Annotated in this window: 17 protein-coding genes; 9 read left to right on the top strand and 8 right to left on the bottom strand. The window is 32.6% G+C overall.

The window, feature by feature from the left end:
• The first annotated feature begins 14 nt into the window (after window positions 1-14).
• The 3 genes from KM029_RS17395 (at window position 15) to KM029_RS17385 (ending at window position 2867) form a co-directional block, all read left to right on the top strand.
• Window positions 15-404, top strand: coding sequence for a VOC family protein (locus KM029_RS17395; protein ID WP_144074455.1), 390 nt, complete (start codon window positions 15-17; stop codon window positions 402-404).
• A 204-nt stretch (window positions 405-608) separates the two neighbouring features.
• Window positions 609-824 carry a cystatin domain-containing protein gene (locus tag KM029_RS27170; RefSeq protein ID WP_144075718.1) on the top strand — a complete coding sequence of 72 codons (216 nt, stop codon included), beginning with the start codon at window positions 609-611 and terminating at the stop codon, window positions 822-824.
• Between the two features lie 495 nt (window positions 825-1319).
• A complete protein-coding gene (locus tag KM029_RS17385) occupies window positions 1320-2867 on the top strand; it encodes a DUF1254 domain-containing protein (RefSeq protein WP_205125444.1) in 1548 nt (515 codons plus the stop codon).
• An 83-nt stretch (window positions 2868-2950) separates the two neighbouring features.
• On the opposite strand, the gene KM029_RS17380 is transcribed toward KM029_RS17385, so the two are convergent.
• The gene (locus tag KM029_RS17380) at window positions 2951-4183 is read right to left on the bottom strand and encodes an ABC transporter permease (protein WP_144074454.1); all 1233 of its coding nucleotides are present in this window, start codon (window positions 4181-4183) and stop codon (window positions 2951-2953) included.
• A 238-nt stretch (window positions 4184-4421) separates the two neighbouring features.
• Between KM029_RS17380 and KM029_RS17375 the strand changes: the two genes are divergently transcribed.
• From KM029_RS17375 to KM029_RS17360, 4 genes are all read left to right on the top strand, one after another.
• Window positions 4422-5681 (top strand): asparagine synthetase B, encoded by a 1260-nt coding sequence (locus KM029_RS17375; protein ID WP_144074453.1) that lies wholly within the window; start codon window positions 4422-4424, stop codon window positions 5679-5681.
• A 371-nt stretch (window positions 5682-6052) separates the two neighbouring features.
• Complete coding sequence (locus tag KM029_RS17370) at window positions 6053-6415, top strand: hypothetical protein (protein WP_144074452.1); 363 nt, start codon at window positions 6053-6055, stop codon at window positions 6413-6415.
• 8 nt (window positions 6416-6423) lie between these two features.
• Window positions 6424-7473 (top strand): Rieske 2Fe-2S domain-containing protein, encoded by a 1050-nt coding sequence (locus tag KM029_RS17365; RefSeq protein WP_144074451.1) that lies wholly within the window; start codon window positions 6424-6426, stop codon window positions 7471-7473.
• Between the two features lie 2 nt (window positions 7474-7475).
• Window positions 7476-8291, top strand: a complete 816-nt coding sequence (locus tag KM029_RS17360; RefSeq protein WP_144074450.1) for a hypothetical protein — start codon at window positions 7476-7478, stop codon at window positions 8289-8291.
• Between the two features lie 76 nt (window positions 8292-8367).
• Here KM029_RS17360 and KM029_RS17355 read toward each other — a convergent pair whose 3' ends face one another.
• Together KM029_RS17355 and rimO are read right to left on the bottom strand one after the other, a co-directional pair.
• Window positions 8368-9276 carry a tetratricopeptide repeat protein gene (locus KM029_RS17355; protein ID WP_144074449.1) on the bottom strand — a complete coding sequence of 303 codons (909 nt, stop codon included), beginning with the start codon at window positions 9274-9276 and terminating at the stop codon, window positions 8368-8370.
• A 140-nt stretch (window positions 9277-9416) separates the two neighbouring features.
• Window positions 9417-10733, bottom strand: a complete 1317-nt coding sequence (gene rimO / locus KM029_RS17350) for a 30S ribosomal protein S12 methylthiotransferase RimO (RefSeq protein ID WP_144074448.1) — start codon at window positions 10731-10733, stop codon at window positions 9417-9419.
• Between the two features lie 249 nt (window positions 10734-10982).
• Here rimO and KM029_RS17345 point away from each other — a divergent pair, with 249 nt between their 5' ends.
• Together KM029_RS17345 and rsmH are read left to right on the top strand one after the other, a co-directional pair.
• Window positions 10983-13292, top strand: coding sequence for a sensor histidine kinase (locus KM029_RS17345; RefSeq protein ID WP_184679437.1), 2310 nt, complete (start codon window positions 10983-10985; stop codon window positions 13290-13292).
• Between the two features lie 4 nt (window positions 13293-13296).
• Window positions 13297-14223: a 16S rRNA (cytosine(1402)-N(4))-methyltransferase RsmH gene (gene rsmH, locus KM029_RS17340; RefSeq protein ID WP_144074445.1), complete on the top strand. Its 927-nt coding sequence runs from the start codon at window positions 13297-13299 to the stop codon at window positions 14221-14223.
• A 75-nt stretch (window positions 14224-14298) separates the two neighbouring features.
• On the opposite strand, the gene KM029_RS17335 is transcribed toward rsmH, so the two are convergent.
• The 5 genes from KM029_RS17335 to KM029_RS17315 all read right to left on the bottom strand — a co-directional run bounded on the left by KM029_RS17335 (window position 14299) and on the right by KM029_RS17315 (window position 19136).
• Entirely contained in the window at window positions 14299-14805 is a 507-nt protein-coding gene (locus KM029_RS17335) for an OmpH family outer membrane protein (RefSeq protein ID WP_144074444.1), read from the bottom strand.
• A 36-nt stretch (window positions 14806-14841) separates the two neighbouring features.
• Window positions 14842-15357 carry an OmpH family outer membrane protein gene (locus KM029_RS17330; RefSeq protein WP_144074443.1) on the bottom strand — a complete coding sequence of 172 codons (516 nt, stop codon included), beginning with the start codon at window positions 15355-15357 and terminating at the stop codon, window positions 14842-14844.
• Between the two features lie 73 nt (window positions 15358-15430).
• Window positions 15431-15964, bottom strand: coding sequence for an OmpH family outer membrane protein (locus tag KM029_RS17325; RefSeq protein ID WP_126614989.1), 534 nt, complete (start codon window positions 15962-15964; stop codon window positions 15431-15433).
• A gap of 40 nt (window positions 15965-16004) precedes the next feature.
• The gene (locus KM029_RS17320) at window positions 16005-16658 is read right to left on the bottom strand and encodes a class I SAM-dependent methyltransferase (RefSeq protein ID WP_158631093.1); all 654 of its coding nucleotides are present in this window, start codon (window positions 16656-16658) and stop codon (window positions 16005-16007) included.
• 258 nt (window positions 16659-16916) lie between these two features.
• Window positions 16917-19136, bottom strand: coding sequence for an NADP-dependent isocitrate dehydrogenase (locus KM029_RS17315; protein ID WP_144074441.1), 2220 nt, complete (start codon window positions 19134-19136; stop codon window positions 16917-16919).
• Between the last annotated feature and the right edge of the window lie 218 nt (window positions 19137-19354).

Genomic DNA, 19354 nt, shown 5'->3' with positions numbered 1-19354 from the left:
AATGAAATAAAATTATGAAAATAGAACATTTAGCAATTTGGGTACGTGACATTGAAAAAATGAAAGACTTTTATATTAAGTACTTTGGTATGAAAAGTAATGATTTGTATGTCAATCAAAAAAAACAATTCACTTCTTATTTCTTATCTTTTGATGATTCTCCAACTAGAATTGAACTTATGACAAGACCTGATATTATTGCTCTAGAAGGAAGTCATGGAACAGCTTTTGGCTTAACTCATTTTTCAATATCAGTAAGCAATCGTGACATCGTTGACAATCTAACGGAAAGATTTCGTGCTGACGGATTTAAAATTTTAGGCGAACCTAGAATTACAGGCGATGGTTATTATGAAAGTGTAGTGGCTGATCCTGAAGGTAACCGTATTGAAATTACAGATTAGTTATTAGAGGTAATATATTTTGAAGTAAAAGTCATTACTTTAGAATATATTACTTTTTAAAAAAAATCACTTCTAATAAACACACACTTAATGATTACTCGTTTTATTACAATTCTATTCGTTTTATCAACTCCCTTTTTATCTTGCTCATCTAAAAAAGAGGCACAAAAAGAATAACTTGTTGGAGGTTGGAGTACAACAGAAATTAATCAGGAAGTTAAGAATGCTGTTAATTTTGGTTTAACCGAGATTAGAACTACTTCTCATCTAAAAAAAATTATTAAAGCAAAACAACAAATTGTTAGCGGGATAAATTATGAAGTAGAATTTGAGTTAGAGAATAAAGAAATTTGGACTATAAAAGTTTATAAAGACCTTTCTGGCAACTACTCTCTTCTAGATAAATCAAAACAGAAATAAGTTATAAACAGTAAGTTGGTAATATATTTATTTGTGGGTTTGTCAATTTAAAAGTTATCAACACCCATTTTTTAGTACTCTAGAGGGCGTTTTAAATAGTAAACCATAAAAAATGCCCACTATTTTTATGGTCTCTCTATTATTATTTAGCAAAAATTAGAACTAATACTCCTACTATTTACCCGTTAAGTAGTCGATCTTAAACTTATTCACATTCCTGTTATTCTCTATACCTAAAGATATAAACATAAAACTCTAACAATGTTCTCCATCTTTATTATCATTAATGGATACATATTACTAGTAAATCATTAGAAAAATTTCAGATCAAAAAAATTGGCAGTTGGAATTAGCAAGAATTATTAAAAGAATAGTAGTGTAATCGGTTACTTCTTTTAACTTTATATAGAGAGTACTTACTTCAACTTTTACTCGCAAAAAAAGAATATCCTAAAATCGCTTTACAAGCAAACTGTATACAATAATAAAACACTTATGATTAGTAAAATAACTCCTATTTTACCCTTCTTATTTATGGGGCAAATACTTGTTGGTTGTAATCAACAAACAACACCTAAAGAAGAAGCTGCTGTCACTACTGAAGTACAGAAAATGAAAATGTCTACAGCAATACCTGATGGCATAGAAAGTCCTAATGTAATTAAGTCTAAAACCTTAGGCGATTTATCTTTTTATGACGGTGTTCCTTTACCAAAAACTGTAGATAAAGTATACGATTATCTTGATTTAGTAAATGCCATTGATGCCTATACAAAAGGAATTCAGTTAGCATCTATGGAAGCTATGAAACAAGGTATTTTATCTTTTGGTCCTGCTAATCAGACTGCTTTGCTTTTTGAAGACTTGATGGATTCTAAAGCCTTATTTTTAACTGCAAATACAACGTCTGTATATATGACGTCGTGGTTAGAACTTAGTGATGAGCCTATGGTTATTGAAACACCTCCTGATGTTTTAGGAATTATTGATGATCACTATTTTAAATATGTAGCAGATTTTGGACGTTTAGGTCCAGATAAATCAAAAGGTGGTAAATTTTTAATCTTACCTCCTAATTACAAAGGGAAAGTACCAAAAGGATATTTTGTAAAACAAGCCAATACATATGGTCATTGGATTATTTGGAGAGGATTTCAAAAAAATGGAAGTCCAGCTCCTGCTATTGCAGACACGAAAAAAACATTCAAGGTGTATCCTTTATCTCAAAAAGATAATCCTCCAGCAATGAACTTTATAGATGTTTCTGGTAAAGAGTTCAATACTATTCATAAAATGGATGAACGAATTTATGACGAAATTAATGCTGTAGTTCAGGCAGAACCTTCTTTTGGTGAGAACCCAGAAATTTTAGGATCGTTGGCGGCAATTGGAATTGAAAAGGGTAAAAAGTTTGCCCCAGATAGTAGAATGAAAGAAATTTTAAAAGAAGCTGCTAAAATTGGTAGTGCTATTGTTCGTACAGAAATGGCAAAACCAAGAAGTGAGTATTTATTTAAATTTCCAAATACTCAATGGTTAAACCCATTAGCTTATAAGAGTTATTTATTTGAGCATAATGGAGCACGGTTATTAGATGCTAGAAGTGCTTTCCATTTTTATGCAACAGGAATTACACCTGCAATGTCTATGAAAATAGTTGGAAAAGGATCTCAATATTCTATAGCATATTCTGATAAAGATGGAAATACTTTTGACGGAAGTAAAACATATAAATTCCACGTTCCTGCTAACCCTCCAATGAAAGATTTTTGGTCGTTTACTATTTATGATAATCAAACTAGATCTATGCTTCAAACAGACCAAAGGTTTCCTGGAATTGATAGTAATCAAAAAGGTTTAGTACAAAATGAAGATGGATCATGGGATATCTTCATTGGTCCAAAAGCACCTAAAGGTTTTGAGAAAAACTGGATTCAAACTAACCCTTCTAAAGGATGGAATACAATATTTAGACTTTATGGTCCTTTAGAACCATGGTTTGATAATAAATGGTACCCATCCGATGCTATTTTGGTACAATAAGGCATAAAAACATATCAACAAAAAAGGCATATTGAATATCAAATTTATTCAATATGCCTTTTATATTTTTAGAACTTTTTTATTTATTCAAATCTTAAAGATTCTATTGGATCTAACCTAGATGCCTTTCTTGCTGGGTAATAGCCAGAAATAACACCAACAGCTACACAAACAAAAATTGAGATTATTATCCACACCCATGGTAGAACAAAACTCTCAGATTCTAAGAAAGCTGCTATCACATTCCCAATTCCTGCTCCTAAAAATGCTCCTACAGCACCACCAATTAAACAAATAAAGATTGCTTCTAATAAAAATTGCTGTCGAATAGCAGTAGGTGTAGCCCCTAAAGCTTTTCTAATACCAATTTCTCTTGTTCTTTCTGTAACAGATACCATCATGATATTCATTAATCCTATAGATGCTCCTAAAAGTGTTACTACAGCAATGGCTAAACCTCCTATTCTAAGTGTAAAAGTCATCTGATCAAATTCACTATTTAGCGAATCGTTTCTTTTAATTTCAAAAGAATCAGGTTTACCTAATTGATCTTTTCTAATTATTCGTAAAATCCCTCTTGCTTCACTCATAGCATAATCTAAACCTCTTGGATCAGTTATATTAACTGTGGCTGTATAATTTAATAGCTGTTGAGCTGCAAACTTATTTGCATTCAGTAAAGGAATAAAAACTTGCCTATCTGCATCTCCTTCTCCAATACCTCCTTTTTCTTCTAAAACACCAATTACTCTATACTTTTTACCCTTAAAACCTATTGATTTATCAATCGGGTCTTCATTTTTATCAAACAATTTTAGCCGAACATCTTTAGCAATTATTGCTACATTCTGTCCTTGAGATAATTCTACAGACGAAAATGATCTTCCTTCTTTCAAAGAGTAACCATTATTTGAAAAATACATTTCATCAATACCTACCACACCATAATTAGGTGTAGTTTTCTTAGATAATCTTTTAATTTCCAAAGAACTAGATATTGGTGTCTGAACACTAATTTTTCCCTCTACAGGTAATAATTTCTTAAACTTACGCAGTTGCTCGTAAGTAATTGTATTCTTTTTAGATACTTTCCTACCAAACTTACCTCTTCTACGTGTTAAATCTGTAATTGTGAAATTACTTACACCAAGATCATCCATACCAGAATTAATAGAATCCTGAACTGCATCAATAGCAGTCATTATTCCCACTAAAGCCATAATACCAATAGCAATCATTGCAGAAGTTAAGAAAGACCGAAGTTTATTTGCTCTTACAGAGGTAATTGCCTCTATTATATATGTTATTAAGTACATAAGCTAGATTTCAATTCTTAGTATAGTACAATTGTTTAATGCTAGTAATTTTTTAATAAAGTTATAAACATTACAATGTAATATTTTCTCAATTTAATCACTTTTTAGAGTATTTATCCTCTTTAAACAATTGTAACTTAAATATAGTTTAAAATTCATACAATTACGTTTACTTTCCTGTTAAACCAAATTGTCGTGTCTTTTGCCCCTATTAACAACAGATAATAACCTATACTTTATGAAATACATTATCTCATTATACTTCCTAATTTTAACACAGTTGACTTGCTTCGGTAACTATATTCTCGTTCCAATGGACCAAGAACAAAACAACCATTTAAAAGCTTATGGTGTTACGTTTTGGGTTTTGGAACAAGAGATAGAAGCCGAATGGCTATTAAACTATCGTGGAGGAAGCTTTATGTTTGAAAATGTAGCTCATTTTGAACAAGAACTTGTCATTCGAGGTGTTGACTATACTGTTCTATCGAATGCACAAGCACTACAGATAAAAGAAGAAATTGCTCACCCAGAGTCAAACATGGATATCATGAGACTAGATGCAGTACCGCGTATTGCCGTATATTCTCCTCCATCTAAACAACCCTGGGATGATGCTGTAACATTAGTATTGACCTATGCAGAAATACCCTATGATGTGATTTTCGATGATGAAGTGATGGCCGACCTCTTACCAAAGTATGATTGGCTTCACTTACATCACGAAGATTTTACAGGACAATATGGTAAATTTTATGCCACCTACGGAAGAGAAGCATGGTACATAGAGGCTCAGAATCAATTTGAAGAATCTGCTAGAAAACATGGTTATGATAAAGTATCACACTTAAAAACAGGTGTGGTTAAAAAAATTAGAGATTTTTGTGCAGGTGGTGGCTTTTTGTTTGCCATGTGTTCTGCTACAGATACCTATGATATTGCATTAGCTGCAGAAGGTATTGATATTATAGATTATATGTACGATGGTGATGGTGTAGACCCTGACGTTCATGAAAAATTGAATTATGAAAACACCTTTGCTTTTAAAGATTTTAAATTAAAGCTTGATCCTTATCAATATGAATACTCTGAAATTGATAATCAATCATATGAAAGAGGATTAAGAGAAGAAAATGATTTCTTCGAGTTGTTTGCTTTTTCTGCTAAATGGGACCCTGTTCCTACTATGCTTACCCAAAATCATCAAAGACAAATTAAAGGATTTATGGGACAAACAACTGCCTTTAAAAAACACTTAATAAAGAGCGATGTAATTGTTCTTGGTGATTGTAACTCAGCTAAAGAAGCTCGATACATTCACGGTACTTTCGGTAAAGGTACTTGGACATTCTTTGGAGGCCATGATCCAGAAGATTACAGACACTTTGTTGGTGAGGAACCTACTGACTTGAATCTGCACCCAAGTTCTCCTGGCTACCGATTAATACTTAATAATATTTTATTTCCGGCAGCTAAGAAGAAAAAACAAAAAACGTGATACCATTTAACACGATTCATTTAAGGGTTAGAATTTCGGTTCTAATCCTTTATTTTTTTATATTAGGTTATACACACCAAGTATTAATGATAGAATGCGTAGAATATCTATGCTCTTCATTTTTTCGTTAGTATAGTTTTAACATACTAATTATTATTAACCAACCGTATCTAATTTGGAATTATTGCTCACACTTTTCTTATCTGTATTTAAATTATACATTATTTTAGGAATACTCTACAGTATTTATTTCTTTATTTGGGGAGCAAAAAAAATTGACCCTTTAGTAGCTTCCACATCCAAGTCAACTCGGGTATTATTTATACCCGCAACAATAATTTTGTGGCCTTTACTAATTAGTAAAATTAAAAATGACATCAACTCTTAGACATAATCATTTAATTGTTTGGATAGCCTTACTTTTTCTAATTCCCATAGGAATCTATTTAACTTCCAATACAACGGTTTCTTATTTGTCTGCTATCACTATAAAAAAGCCATTAGAACATCCTGTTACATTTACCATGGATAACGGACAATTGCATGTTCATGTAATTGAAGCTTACAAAGCTCCTTCTGCCCTATTATATATAATAAACAGTAATAATCAGGAAGTTTTTTTAGGTGATATTAGTAGCCGAAATAAATATCAATTCTCATTACCTCAGAATGCTAAGGCTATTTTAGTATTAAATGGAGTTAATAAAAGTACCCTCTTCGAATCTAAATTATAAGCATCAAAATGTCACATGATTATCAAGCAGTACTTTGGAATCCTCAGAAGAAAAAATATGATCAATTTATAGTTCTTGGAGTTATAATTTACTTAGTTTCTTTTGCTACTTTAACCTTATTATTTGATAGTAACATAACAATAGAAACATTAATAATTAGAGCATTTGGATCTTTAGCAATTATCCTGTTACAACTAATTCTAAGTATAGGTCCACTTACAAGACTTAATAGAGGTTTTATGCCTTTACTATACAATAGAAGGCATTTAGGAGTAGTCATGTTTTTAATCGCAACTGTTCATGGAGTATTTTCATTAATACAATTTCATGCTTTAGGTGATAGTTCCATTATTGACTCTCTATTTAAAGCCAATCAAAATTATGCAACTGTTGGGGATTTCCCATTTCAAACATTAGGCTTTTTTGCACTGATTATTCTTTTTACAATGGCATCTACAAGTCATGACTTTTGGAATACCAATCTTGGACCTCGGATATGGAAAATAATTCATATGTTCGTTTACCTAGCCTATTTACTTATTGTATTTCATGTTTTATTAGGGGCTTACCAACAACATCACTCTACCTATCTATTATTTATTGTAAGTGCTGGAAGTTTATGGTTAATTGGTTTACACCTTTATACTGGCTTTCTAGAAGTACAAAAGGACAAAGCATCGAATGCTAACTTAGGGAAAGTTCAGAATGATGGATATTTATGGGCTTGTACGGTTGAAGACATTCAAGATAATTGTGCTAAAGTTATTCAACTTGGCAGTGAACGCATAGCTGTTTTTAAATACGATAATAAAATTGCTGCAGTATCTAATGTCTGCGAACATCAAAATGGACCTTTAGGCGAAGGTAAAGTTATAGATGGTTGTATTACCTGCCCTTGGCATGGATATCAATACAAACCAGAAGATGGTCAATCTCCACCTCCATTCACCGAAAAAATTCACACATTTAAAGTCCGACTAGAAAAAAATAATATCTACGTTTACCCTTCACCACTTCCTAAAGGTACACCTACTTCTCCTGCAATAATTTCCATTTAATTATGAAAGATTTCTACATCGGGTACATCAATAAATTACCCAAAAGCTATAAAATAGCACTAAGCTTTGGGCTGCCTATCTTTTTGATTACACTCTTAGTTACAAGTATTATTTTCAGTACAGAACAAGAACAATTTCAAAATGGTAACTTCGAACTTTCTCAAGAAACAACTTTAGAAGGAATGCTGTTCCAAAAGCCTGTTCCAATGTTGAAAATTGAAGTAGAAAAAGGTTATTTTAAAGATATTCTTTTAGTTGATAAAGGTAAGTTTGGTGCTGAAAGACGATTAACACATTTACCAAAAAAAGAAGGACAAGCAGTAAAAATAAAAGGACATTTGATTTATTATAACGGGCATTCTGTATTAGAGATTGATGAAATAAATATATTAAAAAATAAACTCGAATTTCATGCTTTTAACAACTATCTCGAAGGAATTCATAATACTATAATAGGAGAAATTGTAGATCCTAAATGCTACTTTGGTATCATGAAACCTGGTTTTGGTAAAATCCATAGATCCTGTGCTATACGATGCATTTCTGGTGGAATACCGGCCGTTCTTGTTCATAGAAATAATGAAGGGCAAGAAACTTATTACATCATTTCAAGAAAAGACGGCACAAAAGATAATAGCGATTTATTTAATTTAATTGGTAAGACTGTACAGATTCATGCTAAAATAAAAAAAGGTAAAGATTGGAATTTCTTGGAATTAGATGAAAGGTCAAAAAAATTAATTATTAATGAACAAGGTTATTCTTATCACCCTATAACAACCACACCACCTCTAGAAACTGTTGTCTGTAAACATTAAAATTAATTCAGATTACATAAAAAAAGTCCTGCTCAGCATACTGAACAGGACTTTTTAACTAAACTAGATGTATATACTACCAATCTGGCTTATTTCTATCGTTCTTATTCGATTTCTTTTTCTTCTGTTGGAAGTACTGCACTTCATTATTTTTAAGAGCATCTAAAATCATTTGAGCTTGGCTTGCAGGCATTTTTATTTCTTCCATACGTTCATCAAACTGTTGTTGCTGCTGTTCTTGCTCACGCTGTTCCCTTTCTTCTTCAGTTTCCTCACCTTGCTCACCTTGTTGTTGATCTTTCTGTTCCTGATCTTGTTGCTCTTGATCTTTTTGATCTTCACCTTTCTGATCTTTATTTTCTTGATCTTGTTGGTCTTGCTGATCCTGTTGATCTTGTTGCTCCTGATTTTCTTCTTGATCTTTATTCTCTTGATCCTCTTTATTTTGATCTTTATTTTCTTGATCCTGCTTGTCTTTATCTTGATCTTTTTGATCTTCGTTCTGATCCTTATTGTCATCTTTATTTTCCTGATCCTGTTGATCTTGCTCGTTTTTCTGTTTTAAAAGCATTTCATAATCATAACGAGCAGCTAAGTTTTGAGGATCATGCTTCATTGCTGCTTTTAAGAAAGCAAGAGCAGGTTTTATTTCTTTCGCTTGAGCTTTAATTACCCCAAGTTGTTGGTTAGCAATTGATGCAATTTTCTTATTTGCTGAATTTTGAATACTTGCATAACGTTTTGTTGCATTTTCAGCATCTTCTGATAAAAAGTAGGCATGTCCAAGATCAAGCATTGCTGCATCATCTTGAATATTCATTGAATCTAATAGATAAGTATATTCTTCGATCGCTGTTTTATAATCCTCGGCTTTAAAAGCAGACTCTGCAGTAGACTTACGTGCATTAGCTTTAGCAATCTTACCTATTCCATTATTATCGGAATATATATTTAATACGATAAGTAGTGATAAAATCGTATACATAAAAGTGTATGTGTTAAAAAATCTTATAGAAACATCCTTTAATACTGAAAGACGTAAAAAACCCGCTCAAAGAGCATTTTTTACGTCTTTCATGAATGAATCATCTATTCTAACTGATTCTTAGCAAACAATCAAGTTTTTTAAACAATCTCGCCATATAAATCAAATGGTTCTGCACTAGTAATCTTTACATCTGCAAAATCACCTAAACGTACATGATTCTTTTCTTCTACAGGTACTAATACTTCATTATCTACCTCAGGAGAATCGTATTCTGTTCTTCCTACAAAATAACCACCTTCAATTTTATCAAATAAAACACGGAATACTTTCCCAACTTTTTCTTGATTAAGCTCAGCAGAAATTTCTTCCTGAATTTGCATAATCTCATCTGCTCTTTCCTGTTTTACATCTTCTGGAATTGTATCTTCCATGTCGTCTCCTGCATGAGTATCTTCTTCATGAGAATAGGTAAATACACCTACGCGCTCAAAACGCATACGCTCAACAAAATCCAACATTTCTTCAAACTCTTCTTCTGTTTCACCAGGGTGACCAGTAATTAAAGTTGTACGAATAGCGATATTAGGAATTTTTGCACGGATATCGTTAATCAATTGCTCTTGTTTTTCTCTAGATGTACCTCTACGCATACGTTTCAACATCTCTGTTGAGCCATGCTGTAAAGGAATATCAAGGTAATTAGCGATATTATCACGCTCTTTCATTACATCAATTACATCCATTGGGAAGCCCGTTGGGTAAGCATAATGCAAACGTATCCATTCTAAACCTTCAACATCTGATAATGCTCTTAGTAAATCTGCTAAACGTCTCTTTTTATAAATATCAAGACCATAATATGTTAAATCTTGTGCAATAAGAAGTATTTCTTTTACCCCTTTCGCAACCATATCTTCTGCTTGTTTCACCAATTCTTCTATTGGTGTTGAAACGTGTTTTCCTCTCATTAAAGGAATTGCACAGAAAGAACAAGGTCGGTCACAACCTTCTGCAATCTTTAAATAACCAAAGTGTTTGTCTGTAGTAAGAAGACGCTCACCCAATAATTCTTTTTTATAGTCTGCATTTAAAGCTCTCAACAAATTTGGAACTTCTCTTGTACCAAAAAATGCATCAACTTCAGGAATTTCGTTTACTAAGTCTTCTTTATATCTTTCTGATAAACAACCAGAAACATATACCTTATCAATTAATCCTTCTTTTTTAGCATCTGCATAACGTAGAATCGTTTCAATAGATTCTGTCTTTGCATGCCCAATAAATCCACAAGTGTTGATTAAAGCAATATTAAACTTATCATCTTCAGCTTCATGAACTACATCAATGCCATTACCTTTTAACTGTGTCATTATTACCTCAGAGTCTACAATGTTCTTAGAACAACCGAGTGTAATTATATTGACTTTATTTTCTTTAAGTGTCTTGGTTTTCAAGAGATTACTCGTTTCGTGATTTTACTTAACTTCGAACTGCAAAAGTATTGCTTTCCTTTGTGGTTAGCAACCAAAACTTTAAAGAGATGTAAATCATTTGGTAACCTTAAGAAAAAAAGATGTAAAACTCCTCAATAAGTCAGATTTGAGAGGGAAGATCTAATAAAAAATAGATATTTTTGTAAATTAAAGTATTAACTCATGATTCGAAATGACTATTTGTCTAAATAGTCTATTATTCCATAAAGTATGAAGCTCTTCGAGCAAGATAATATTAAACGTGAAAAAAAAGAGCACATCTCAGAGGCTACCTTTATCCCTGTTATGACTCTTTCTGTAATCGCTATTACTTTTTTAGTAGGCATCTGGTCTATTAAAGAATTGAGCGATTATAAAACTGATGTCGAAAAATTAGAGCATGAGTTTACTGAAAAGCAAAAGAGTGTTACAATAAATGAAGTAGAAAATGCCTTTAAGTATATCAAATACTTAGAAAATAACACTGAGAACACTTTAAAAAAGACATTAAAAAATAGAGTTGATGAAGCCTATCATATTGCTTCTAATATTTATGAGAGAAACAAAAGTAGATACAGTAAAAAACAGATTATAAATCTAATAAAAGACTCTTTATACCCTATTCGGTTTAACTCCAATAGAGGTTATTACTTTATTGATCATATTGATGGATATTCTGTAATGAACGTTACAGACCCGAAAGCAGAAGGTAAAAATATTTTAGATTATCAAGATGCTAGGGGAAACTTTTTCATTAGAAAAGAATTTGAAATAGCAAAAACAAAGGGTTCTGGTTATTTTGAATACTACTGGCGTAAACCTGGACAAACTGATGCTACTCAATACCCAAAAACTTCTTACTTAAGATACTTTAAAGAGCTTGGCTTAATTATAGGAACAGGGGAATACATGGATAATGTTACCTATGACATGCAACTAAAAGCATTAGAAAGAATGTCGGCTATTCATTTTGGTGAAGATGGCTATTTGTTTGTAAACAAAAGAGGTAATCCTCTTCTCATGGGATGGAAGTTCTTTCAAGAAGAAAAAAAAATTAGTGATAAACAACTTAGATCGTTACCACTAACTACTGAAAAAGGAGATACAACTTACTTCCAAGATATCCCATCGCATTTGATGAATAAAAATCAAACGGGTGGCTTCTATTATTATAATTATAAGAAACCTACTACTAACGAGGTTACTAAAAAGTTTTCTTACATATTATATTTTAAAGAATGGGATTGGACAATTGGTGCTGGAGTTTATTTAGATGCTTTAGACGATCAAATTGCCACCAAAAGATCTTTACTCATCAACGAGCTTACCACAGAGTTATTCCGTATTCTATCTTTATCTACCCTTCTTATTGCTATTCTTTGGTGGAGGCTAAGAAAAGTTGCAACAGGTATTACAAACAATATTCAAGAGTTTGCCACTTTCTTTGATGATGCCTCTAAAGAACATGTGAAGATTAATAAAGATCGATTAGCTTATGCCGAATTTGACCATTTAGCGGGTTTAGCAAACAAAATGCTTGATGATAGAGAAACAGATAAGAAAAAAATCATTGAGGCTTATCACGAAATTCAAACATCTGAAGAAGAACTTAGACAACAATCTGAAAGCTTGCTGTACACTAACCAAAAACTAGAGGAAGCAATGCAAGAGGTTAAAGCTGCACAAGTACGATTAATTAATTCTGAAAAAATGGCTTCCCTTGGTCAATTAACTGCAGGAATTGCTCACGAGATTAATAATCCAATTAACTTTGTATCTTCAAATGTTCAACCTCTTAAAGATGATATCGAAGATTTATTAACGCTCTTAAACAGTTGTAATGATCTTACGAAAGAATTTGAGAGTAAAGAAGCTTTTGATAAAAGAGTGAATGAAATTAATGATTTAGCAAATGAAATTGAAGTTGAAATCATTACAGAAGAAATTAAACAATTAATTAACGGTATTGAAGAAGGGGCTTTAAGAACGAAAGAAATTGTACTAGGTTTACGCACATTTTCTCGTTTAGATGAGGATACTTTTAAATATGCTAATATTAATGAAGGAATAAACTCTACACTTACAATTCTTAATAATAAGGCAAAGAAGAAAAATGCTGTTATTAATAGTGAGTTGCAAGATAAATTACCAGATATAGAATGTTTACCAGGTAGAATTAACCAGGTTTTCATGAATATTATTAATAATGCAATTCAAGCAGTTGATAATAATACAGGTATAATTACAATAAAAACCAGCTACCAAGAAGGTGATGAACATATATCAATATCTATAAAAGATAATGGTGTAGGAATGCCTCAAGCTGTAATAGATAAAATATTTGAACCTTTCTTCACTACAAAAGATGTTGGAGAAGGAACAGGTTTAGGACTTTCTATTTCATACGGTATTATTCAGAAACACGGAGGTGAAATTATGGTTGCCAGCAAACCAAAAACCGAACAAAATCCTGAATCTTATACCGAATTTACGATACACCTACCAATTGTAGGTAAAAAAGATTTAAAACACGATTATTAGATATATGAGCGATTATCATGTTCCCGTGATGCTTCACGAATGTGTAGAAGGACTAAATATTGATCCTACAAAAGTTTATGTTGATGTTACTTTCGGTGGAGGTGGCCACACTAGAGAAATACTTAAACATCTTACAACAGGTAAACTTGTTGTATTTGATCAAGATCCTGATGCGAAAAAAAATGCTGATGAAATTAATGATGATCGTTTAATTTTCTGTGCAGCAAATTTTAGATATTTAAAGAGATATTTAAGACTACATGGTATAAAAGAAGTAGCCGGTATTTTAGGTGACTTAGGGATTTCTTCCCATCAGATTGATGAAACATCTCGTGGTTTTTCTACAAGAGGTGATGCACCTTTAGATATGCGAATGGCACAATCTGGAACTTTATCTGCTAAAACACTTATTAATGAGTATGAAGAAAGCAAATTAAAGAGCATCTTTAGATTGTATGGAGAATTAACACACCCTCATAAAGCTGCTAGTTTAATTGTACAGGCAAGAGCAAGTGCAGAGATAGAAACTACAGTAGATCTAATGAATGCATTAAGACCTATGGCACCTAGAGGTAAAGAAAATAGATTCTTTGCTCAGGTATTTCAAGCTATTCGTATTGAAGTAAACGAAGAGCTTGAAACTTTAAAAGAAATGATTGAACAAGGAACCGAAGTATTAGAAGTTGGCGGACACTTTGTTATCGAATCTTATCATTCATTAGAAGACAGGTTAGTGAAAAACTTTTTCAAATCTGGAAACTTTGAAGGAACACAGGAAAAGGACTTCTTTGGTAATTTAATTCGACCTCTTAAGCCTACTAAGAGTAAACCAATTACTGCTACACCTGAAGAAATTGCACTTAATAGAAGAGCAAGAAGTGCCAAATTAAGAGTTGCAGTTAAGCAGCCTCCACTTCCTAAGAAGAAGTAGATTTAAAAATTTGACATAAAAAAAACCGTTTGAGTACATCAAACGGTTTTTTTATGCTTATTTCTAAGCTAGAAACTATTTTACTTTTGTAATAACAGCATCTGTAATATCATCTGCACCATCTTTGTAAAGTAACATCTCTACAGGTAATACATATTGGTATCCTTGTGCTTTTGCTACTTCTGCTAAAGCTACTTCAGCTCTTTTACGAAGAGGAGTAATTGCAGCATCCTGACGTTTAGCAAAGTTTTGTTGAGCAGTTTGTTGAAACTCTTGTAAGTTTCTTTGTAATAACTCTAACTCTTGAGCTTTTTGTTGAATGATTTCAGGTAACCAGTTTGATTGGTTTTGTTGGAAATCAGCATATTTAGATTGGAACTCTTGTTGTTGTTGTTGCATAGAAGTATACAACTGATTTTGGTAGCTTTCCAATTCCTTCATTTTTGATTCAAATTCAGGAATAGATCTAACAACACTGTCAAGGTTTGCGTAAGCAAAGATTTTCGTTTGAGCAGAGCTTTCAGTAGCAAAACTCATTAATATAACCGCAAATAAAGATGCGAATAAAGCTTTTAATTTCATTGTTTCTTGTTTGTAAGTCAATAAATATCTTAGGTATTATTGCCCATTCATTTTAGCAATAACTTTACCTGTAATGTCTTCACCGTTTGCATCAATTAAGAATGCTCCAATTCTTGCCATTACACCACGAGCAATTACTATTGAGTAACCACCTTCTTTTGCTACAACTGCAACCTGACCCTCTAATTTTTTCATTAAAGGTTCCATAGCTTCAGCTTGTTTTTTGTTGATACCTTCTTGAGCACGTTGCTGTAAAGCTTGTATCTCTTGTTGTAACTCTTGTAGCTCTTGTTCCTTTGATTGAATCTCTGCAGGGGCTAAAGTTGCTTGGCTTTGCGATAATTGCTGGTATTTCTCCTGCAATGTACGTTGCTTCATCTCGATCTGAGTTTTAAACTGTTTTGCGTAAGATTCAATAATCTTTTGCTGAGTTTTAAACTCTGCCATAGAAGTAATCACACTATCTTCATTGATATAGGCTACTTTCTGCTGAGCCATTGCCACTGAAGATAGCATCATCAACGACCAAAGCGCGAATAACATTTTCTTCATTTGTGTAATTTAATTTCTCTGTTTATACGTAAAATTCTACTTGGGAGAAAATTTTCAATTGCAAAAATATAAATTATCTTGGAGAATCCTCGGGATCGCCCTCATCAAGTTCGTCTAAAACGAAATCTGTGTAATTATATTTAGGATCTGAGTAAATTAAAGTAATATCTGAAGCCTTATCGAAGATAAAATTCAATTTTTTTTGTCTTGCAACTGTTTGACAAGCTTTTGAAATTTTATCCTGAAGTGGTTTCATATATTCCATTCTCTTCGAATATAACAATCCTTCATACCCAAAATGATTAGTTTGAAACTCTCTCAATGCTTGTTTTAATTCAGCAATGTTTTCTAGTTTCTCTGCTTTCATTTCTGGTGTAAGCAAGATTTCTTCATGAGAATAAGCTCTTTCAAGATCGGCAATTTCAGATTTCATATTGTCGAGTTCTTTTAACCACTTATCCGTCAATTTCTTTAATTTCCCTTCAGCCTCATTGTACTCAGGTAATTGTTCTATTATTACCTGTGAATCAATATATCCAAACCTTTGAGCATTCACTAAAGGCAGATTAATGAGAAAGAATAGAGTAATCAAGAGGAAGTTTTTCATATTTCTCCAGTTTAATTATCCTTAAAGATGTTTATATTCTTTATTTTATCAAAGTATAGATTGCTCTTATCAAATGCGTCGTAGTTTCATAAGTTTGCAATGAATGTGAGCTAAAACCTGCCCTAGATGAATATAAAGCGATATCTTCAGCATCTACAAGTGTTGCATCTAAGACACCCCAATCCTCCTTTACGACAACTTTTTTATCATTTGATAACATTCCGACCTTAGAAATTGAATTATTTTTAGGACATTCTATGATTAAACGCCCTCCTTCTTTGAGCCAAGAGTGTGCTTTTTTAATTACTAATTGTTGATCTTCTGGTTTTAATTCTAAAATTCCAGACCACATCCATAAAATAGTATCAATGGAGTTATCTTCCCATTCTAAATCACAAAGGTCTTCATGTAAAACCTTCACTTTAGATGAATATTTCAACTCCAAAAGAGCCACTAGATCACTAACTCTTTCAACAGCAATTACATTTCCTTGAAAATTTTTACGAGATAATGCCTTTAATATTCTTCCGTAGCCTGATCCAAACTCCATTAATGTTGGCGTTTTATTAATAGAATCAAAAACTACATCAAGATCTTCTCCGTTTGCTAATCCAATTTGATCTGCAAAGTTTTGAAACGTATCGAGAGGCATATTTTCATAGAAAGCAGTATTACTATCTTTCACTTGTTTCATATAAATTATTTTAACACAGTAATAGCACTGCATTGAACACATTCATAACGGTTCAAAAATAATGCAAATTGTATAATCAAGTGTAAATATTACTAATTAGATGATTTTAGTAAAAATAAAAGTTAGTTTTTAAATCCTATTAATACTATGAGTACTCATGATACTTGTAATAATCCTTATTTCTAATTTTGTTATTACATAAAAAGACCTCTTTCAATTGCTCGAAAGAGGTCTTTTTTTATTGTGAAAATTAAATCTTTACACAAGTTGCGTTAAAGCATCATTTAATGTGAAACTTGGACGCATAGCTTTAGAAGCCATATCAAAAACTGGGTGATAGTATCCGCCAATTCTTTGTGGTGTTCCTTGTGCATCAATTAATTCTTTATTGATTTTCTCTTCATTACTTAATAACGTTTCCGCCAATTCAGTAAACTGAGCTTTTAAATCAGCATCTTTATCTTGTGCTGCTAATTCTTGTGCCCAGTATAAAGCAAGGTAGAAATGAGATCCTCTATTATCAATGCTACCAATTTTTCTTGATGGCGACTTATCGTTATCTAAGAACTTATCAGTTGCTGCATCTAATGTTTCTCCTAAAATTTTAGCTTTAGGGTTATTAAATGTATCTCCTAAATGTTCTAATGAAACTGCTAAGGCTAAAAATTCTCCTAAAGAATCCCATCTTAAATAACCTTCTTTTACAAATTGTTGAACGTGCTTTGGTGCAGATCCACCAGCACCCGTTTCAAACAATCCTCCACCGTTCATTAAAGGAACAATAGATAACATTTTTGCAGAAGTACCTACTTCCAAAATTGGAAATAAATCTGTTAAGTAATCTCTTAAAACATTACCTGTTACAGAAATTGTATCTTTTCCTTCAATAATTCTTTCTAAAGAGAATTGAGTAGCTTCTACTGGTGCTTTGATTAATAACTCAAGTCCATCAGTATCATGATCAGCTAAATAAGTATTTACTTTCTTGATCAACTCTCTATCGTGAGCTCTATTTTCGTCTAACCAGAATACTGCAGGAACGCCTGTTGCTCTAGCTCTTTTTACTGCCAATTTCACCCAATCTTGAATTGGAAGATCTTTTACCTGACACATTCTAAAGATATCGCCTGCTTCTACTGCTTGCTCAATTAAAACAGTACCTGCTGCATCAACTACTTTTACAGTACCTGCTGCAGACATTTGGAATGTCTTGTCATGAGATCCGTATTCTTCAGCTTTTTGAGCCATTAAACCTACATTAGATACACTACCCATAGTAGTTGGATCTAAAGCACCATTCTTTTTACAGAAATCTATAGTGGCTTGGTAAATACCTGCATAAGATCTATCTGGAATAACTGCTTTAGTATCTTGTTGGTTACCTTCTTTGTTCCACATCTGACCCGAAGTACGGATCATTGCTGGCATTGATGCATCAATAATTACATCAGAAGGTACGTGAAGGTTAGTAATTCCGTTATCAGAATTTACCATTGCTAAATCTGGGCTAGTTGCATAAACTGCTTCAATTGCAGCTTCTACTTCTGCTTGTTTTTCATGACCTTGAATTTTTGCGTAAACATCACCTAAGCCATTTGTAGCAGTAACACCTAATTCAGCAAATAAATCAGCGTACTTTTCAAATACATCTTTGTAGAAAACTTCTACAGCAGCACCAAAGATAATTGGGTCAGAAACCTTCATCATTGTTGCTTTCATATGTAAAGAGAAAAGAACCCCTTGTGCTTTTGCATCTTCTACTTGCTCTGCAATGAACGACTTTAAAGCCGCAACACTCATTACAGAAGCATCTATAATTTCTCCGTCTAAAAGAGCTACTTTCTCTTTTAAAACTGATGTAGAACCATCTGTTCCTACAAATTCAATCTTAACGTTAGTTGCGTTATCAACTGTAACAGATTTTTCACTTCCATAAAAATCACCTGCAGGCATACTTGCTACATGAGATTTTGATGATGAAGTCCACGCACCCATAGAGTGAGGGTGTTTCTTCGCATAGTTTTTCACCGCTTTAGGTGCTCTACGATCTGAATTACCTTCTCTTAAAACTGGGTTTACAGCACTACCTAATACTTTTGCATAACGCTTCTTGATTTCCTCTTCTTCTGCATTTGCAGGTTCAGCAGGGTAATCAGGAATATTATAACCTACAGCTTGAAGCTCGTTAATTGCTGCTTGTAACTGAGGAATTGAAGCCGAGATATTTGGTAACTTAATAATATTTGCCTCAGGCTTTTTAGCCAATTCACCTAATTCTGCAAGAGCATCACCAACTTTTTGCTCATCAGTCAAGTTTTCTGGGAAATTTGCTAAAATACGTCCAGTTAGAGAGATGTCTTTCGTTTCAATCTCAACACCCGCAGCGCTTGCGAATGATTTTACAATTGGTAAAAACGAATAGGTAGCTAGTGCTGGTGCTTCGTCTGTTTTGGTGTAAATGATTTTTGCTTTTGTCATGTCTTACTTTCTTATGTGATAAGGAAACACACGGTATGCTGCCGAAATTTGTTGTTAACTTAATTAGAGATAGTACAATATTAAACGAAATACTGCTCTATTTCCAAGGTGCAAATTTAATAAATGTTTGTTATATCAAAATTAAATTAAGTTGACAGAAGTTAGAAATGTAAAAAAAAATGCTTTAAAGCTCATTTTAGCCTACTAACGGAATTATA

The organism is Flammeovirga kamogawensis (assembly GCF_018736065.1).
Classification (GTDB): domain Bacteria; phylum Bacteroidota; class Bacteroidia; order Cytophagales; family Flammeovirgaceae; genus Flammeovirga; species Flammeovirga kamogawensis.
The sequence above is the reverse complement of the archived record's forward strand: the minus strand, read 5'-3'. Positions and strand labels throughout refer to the sequence as shown.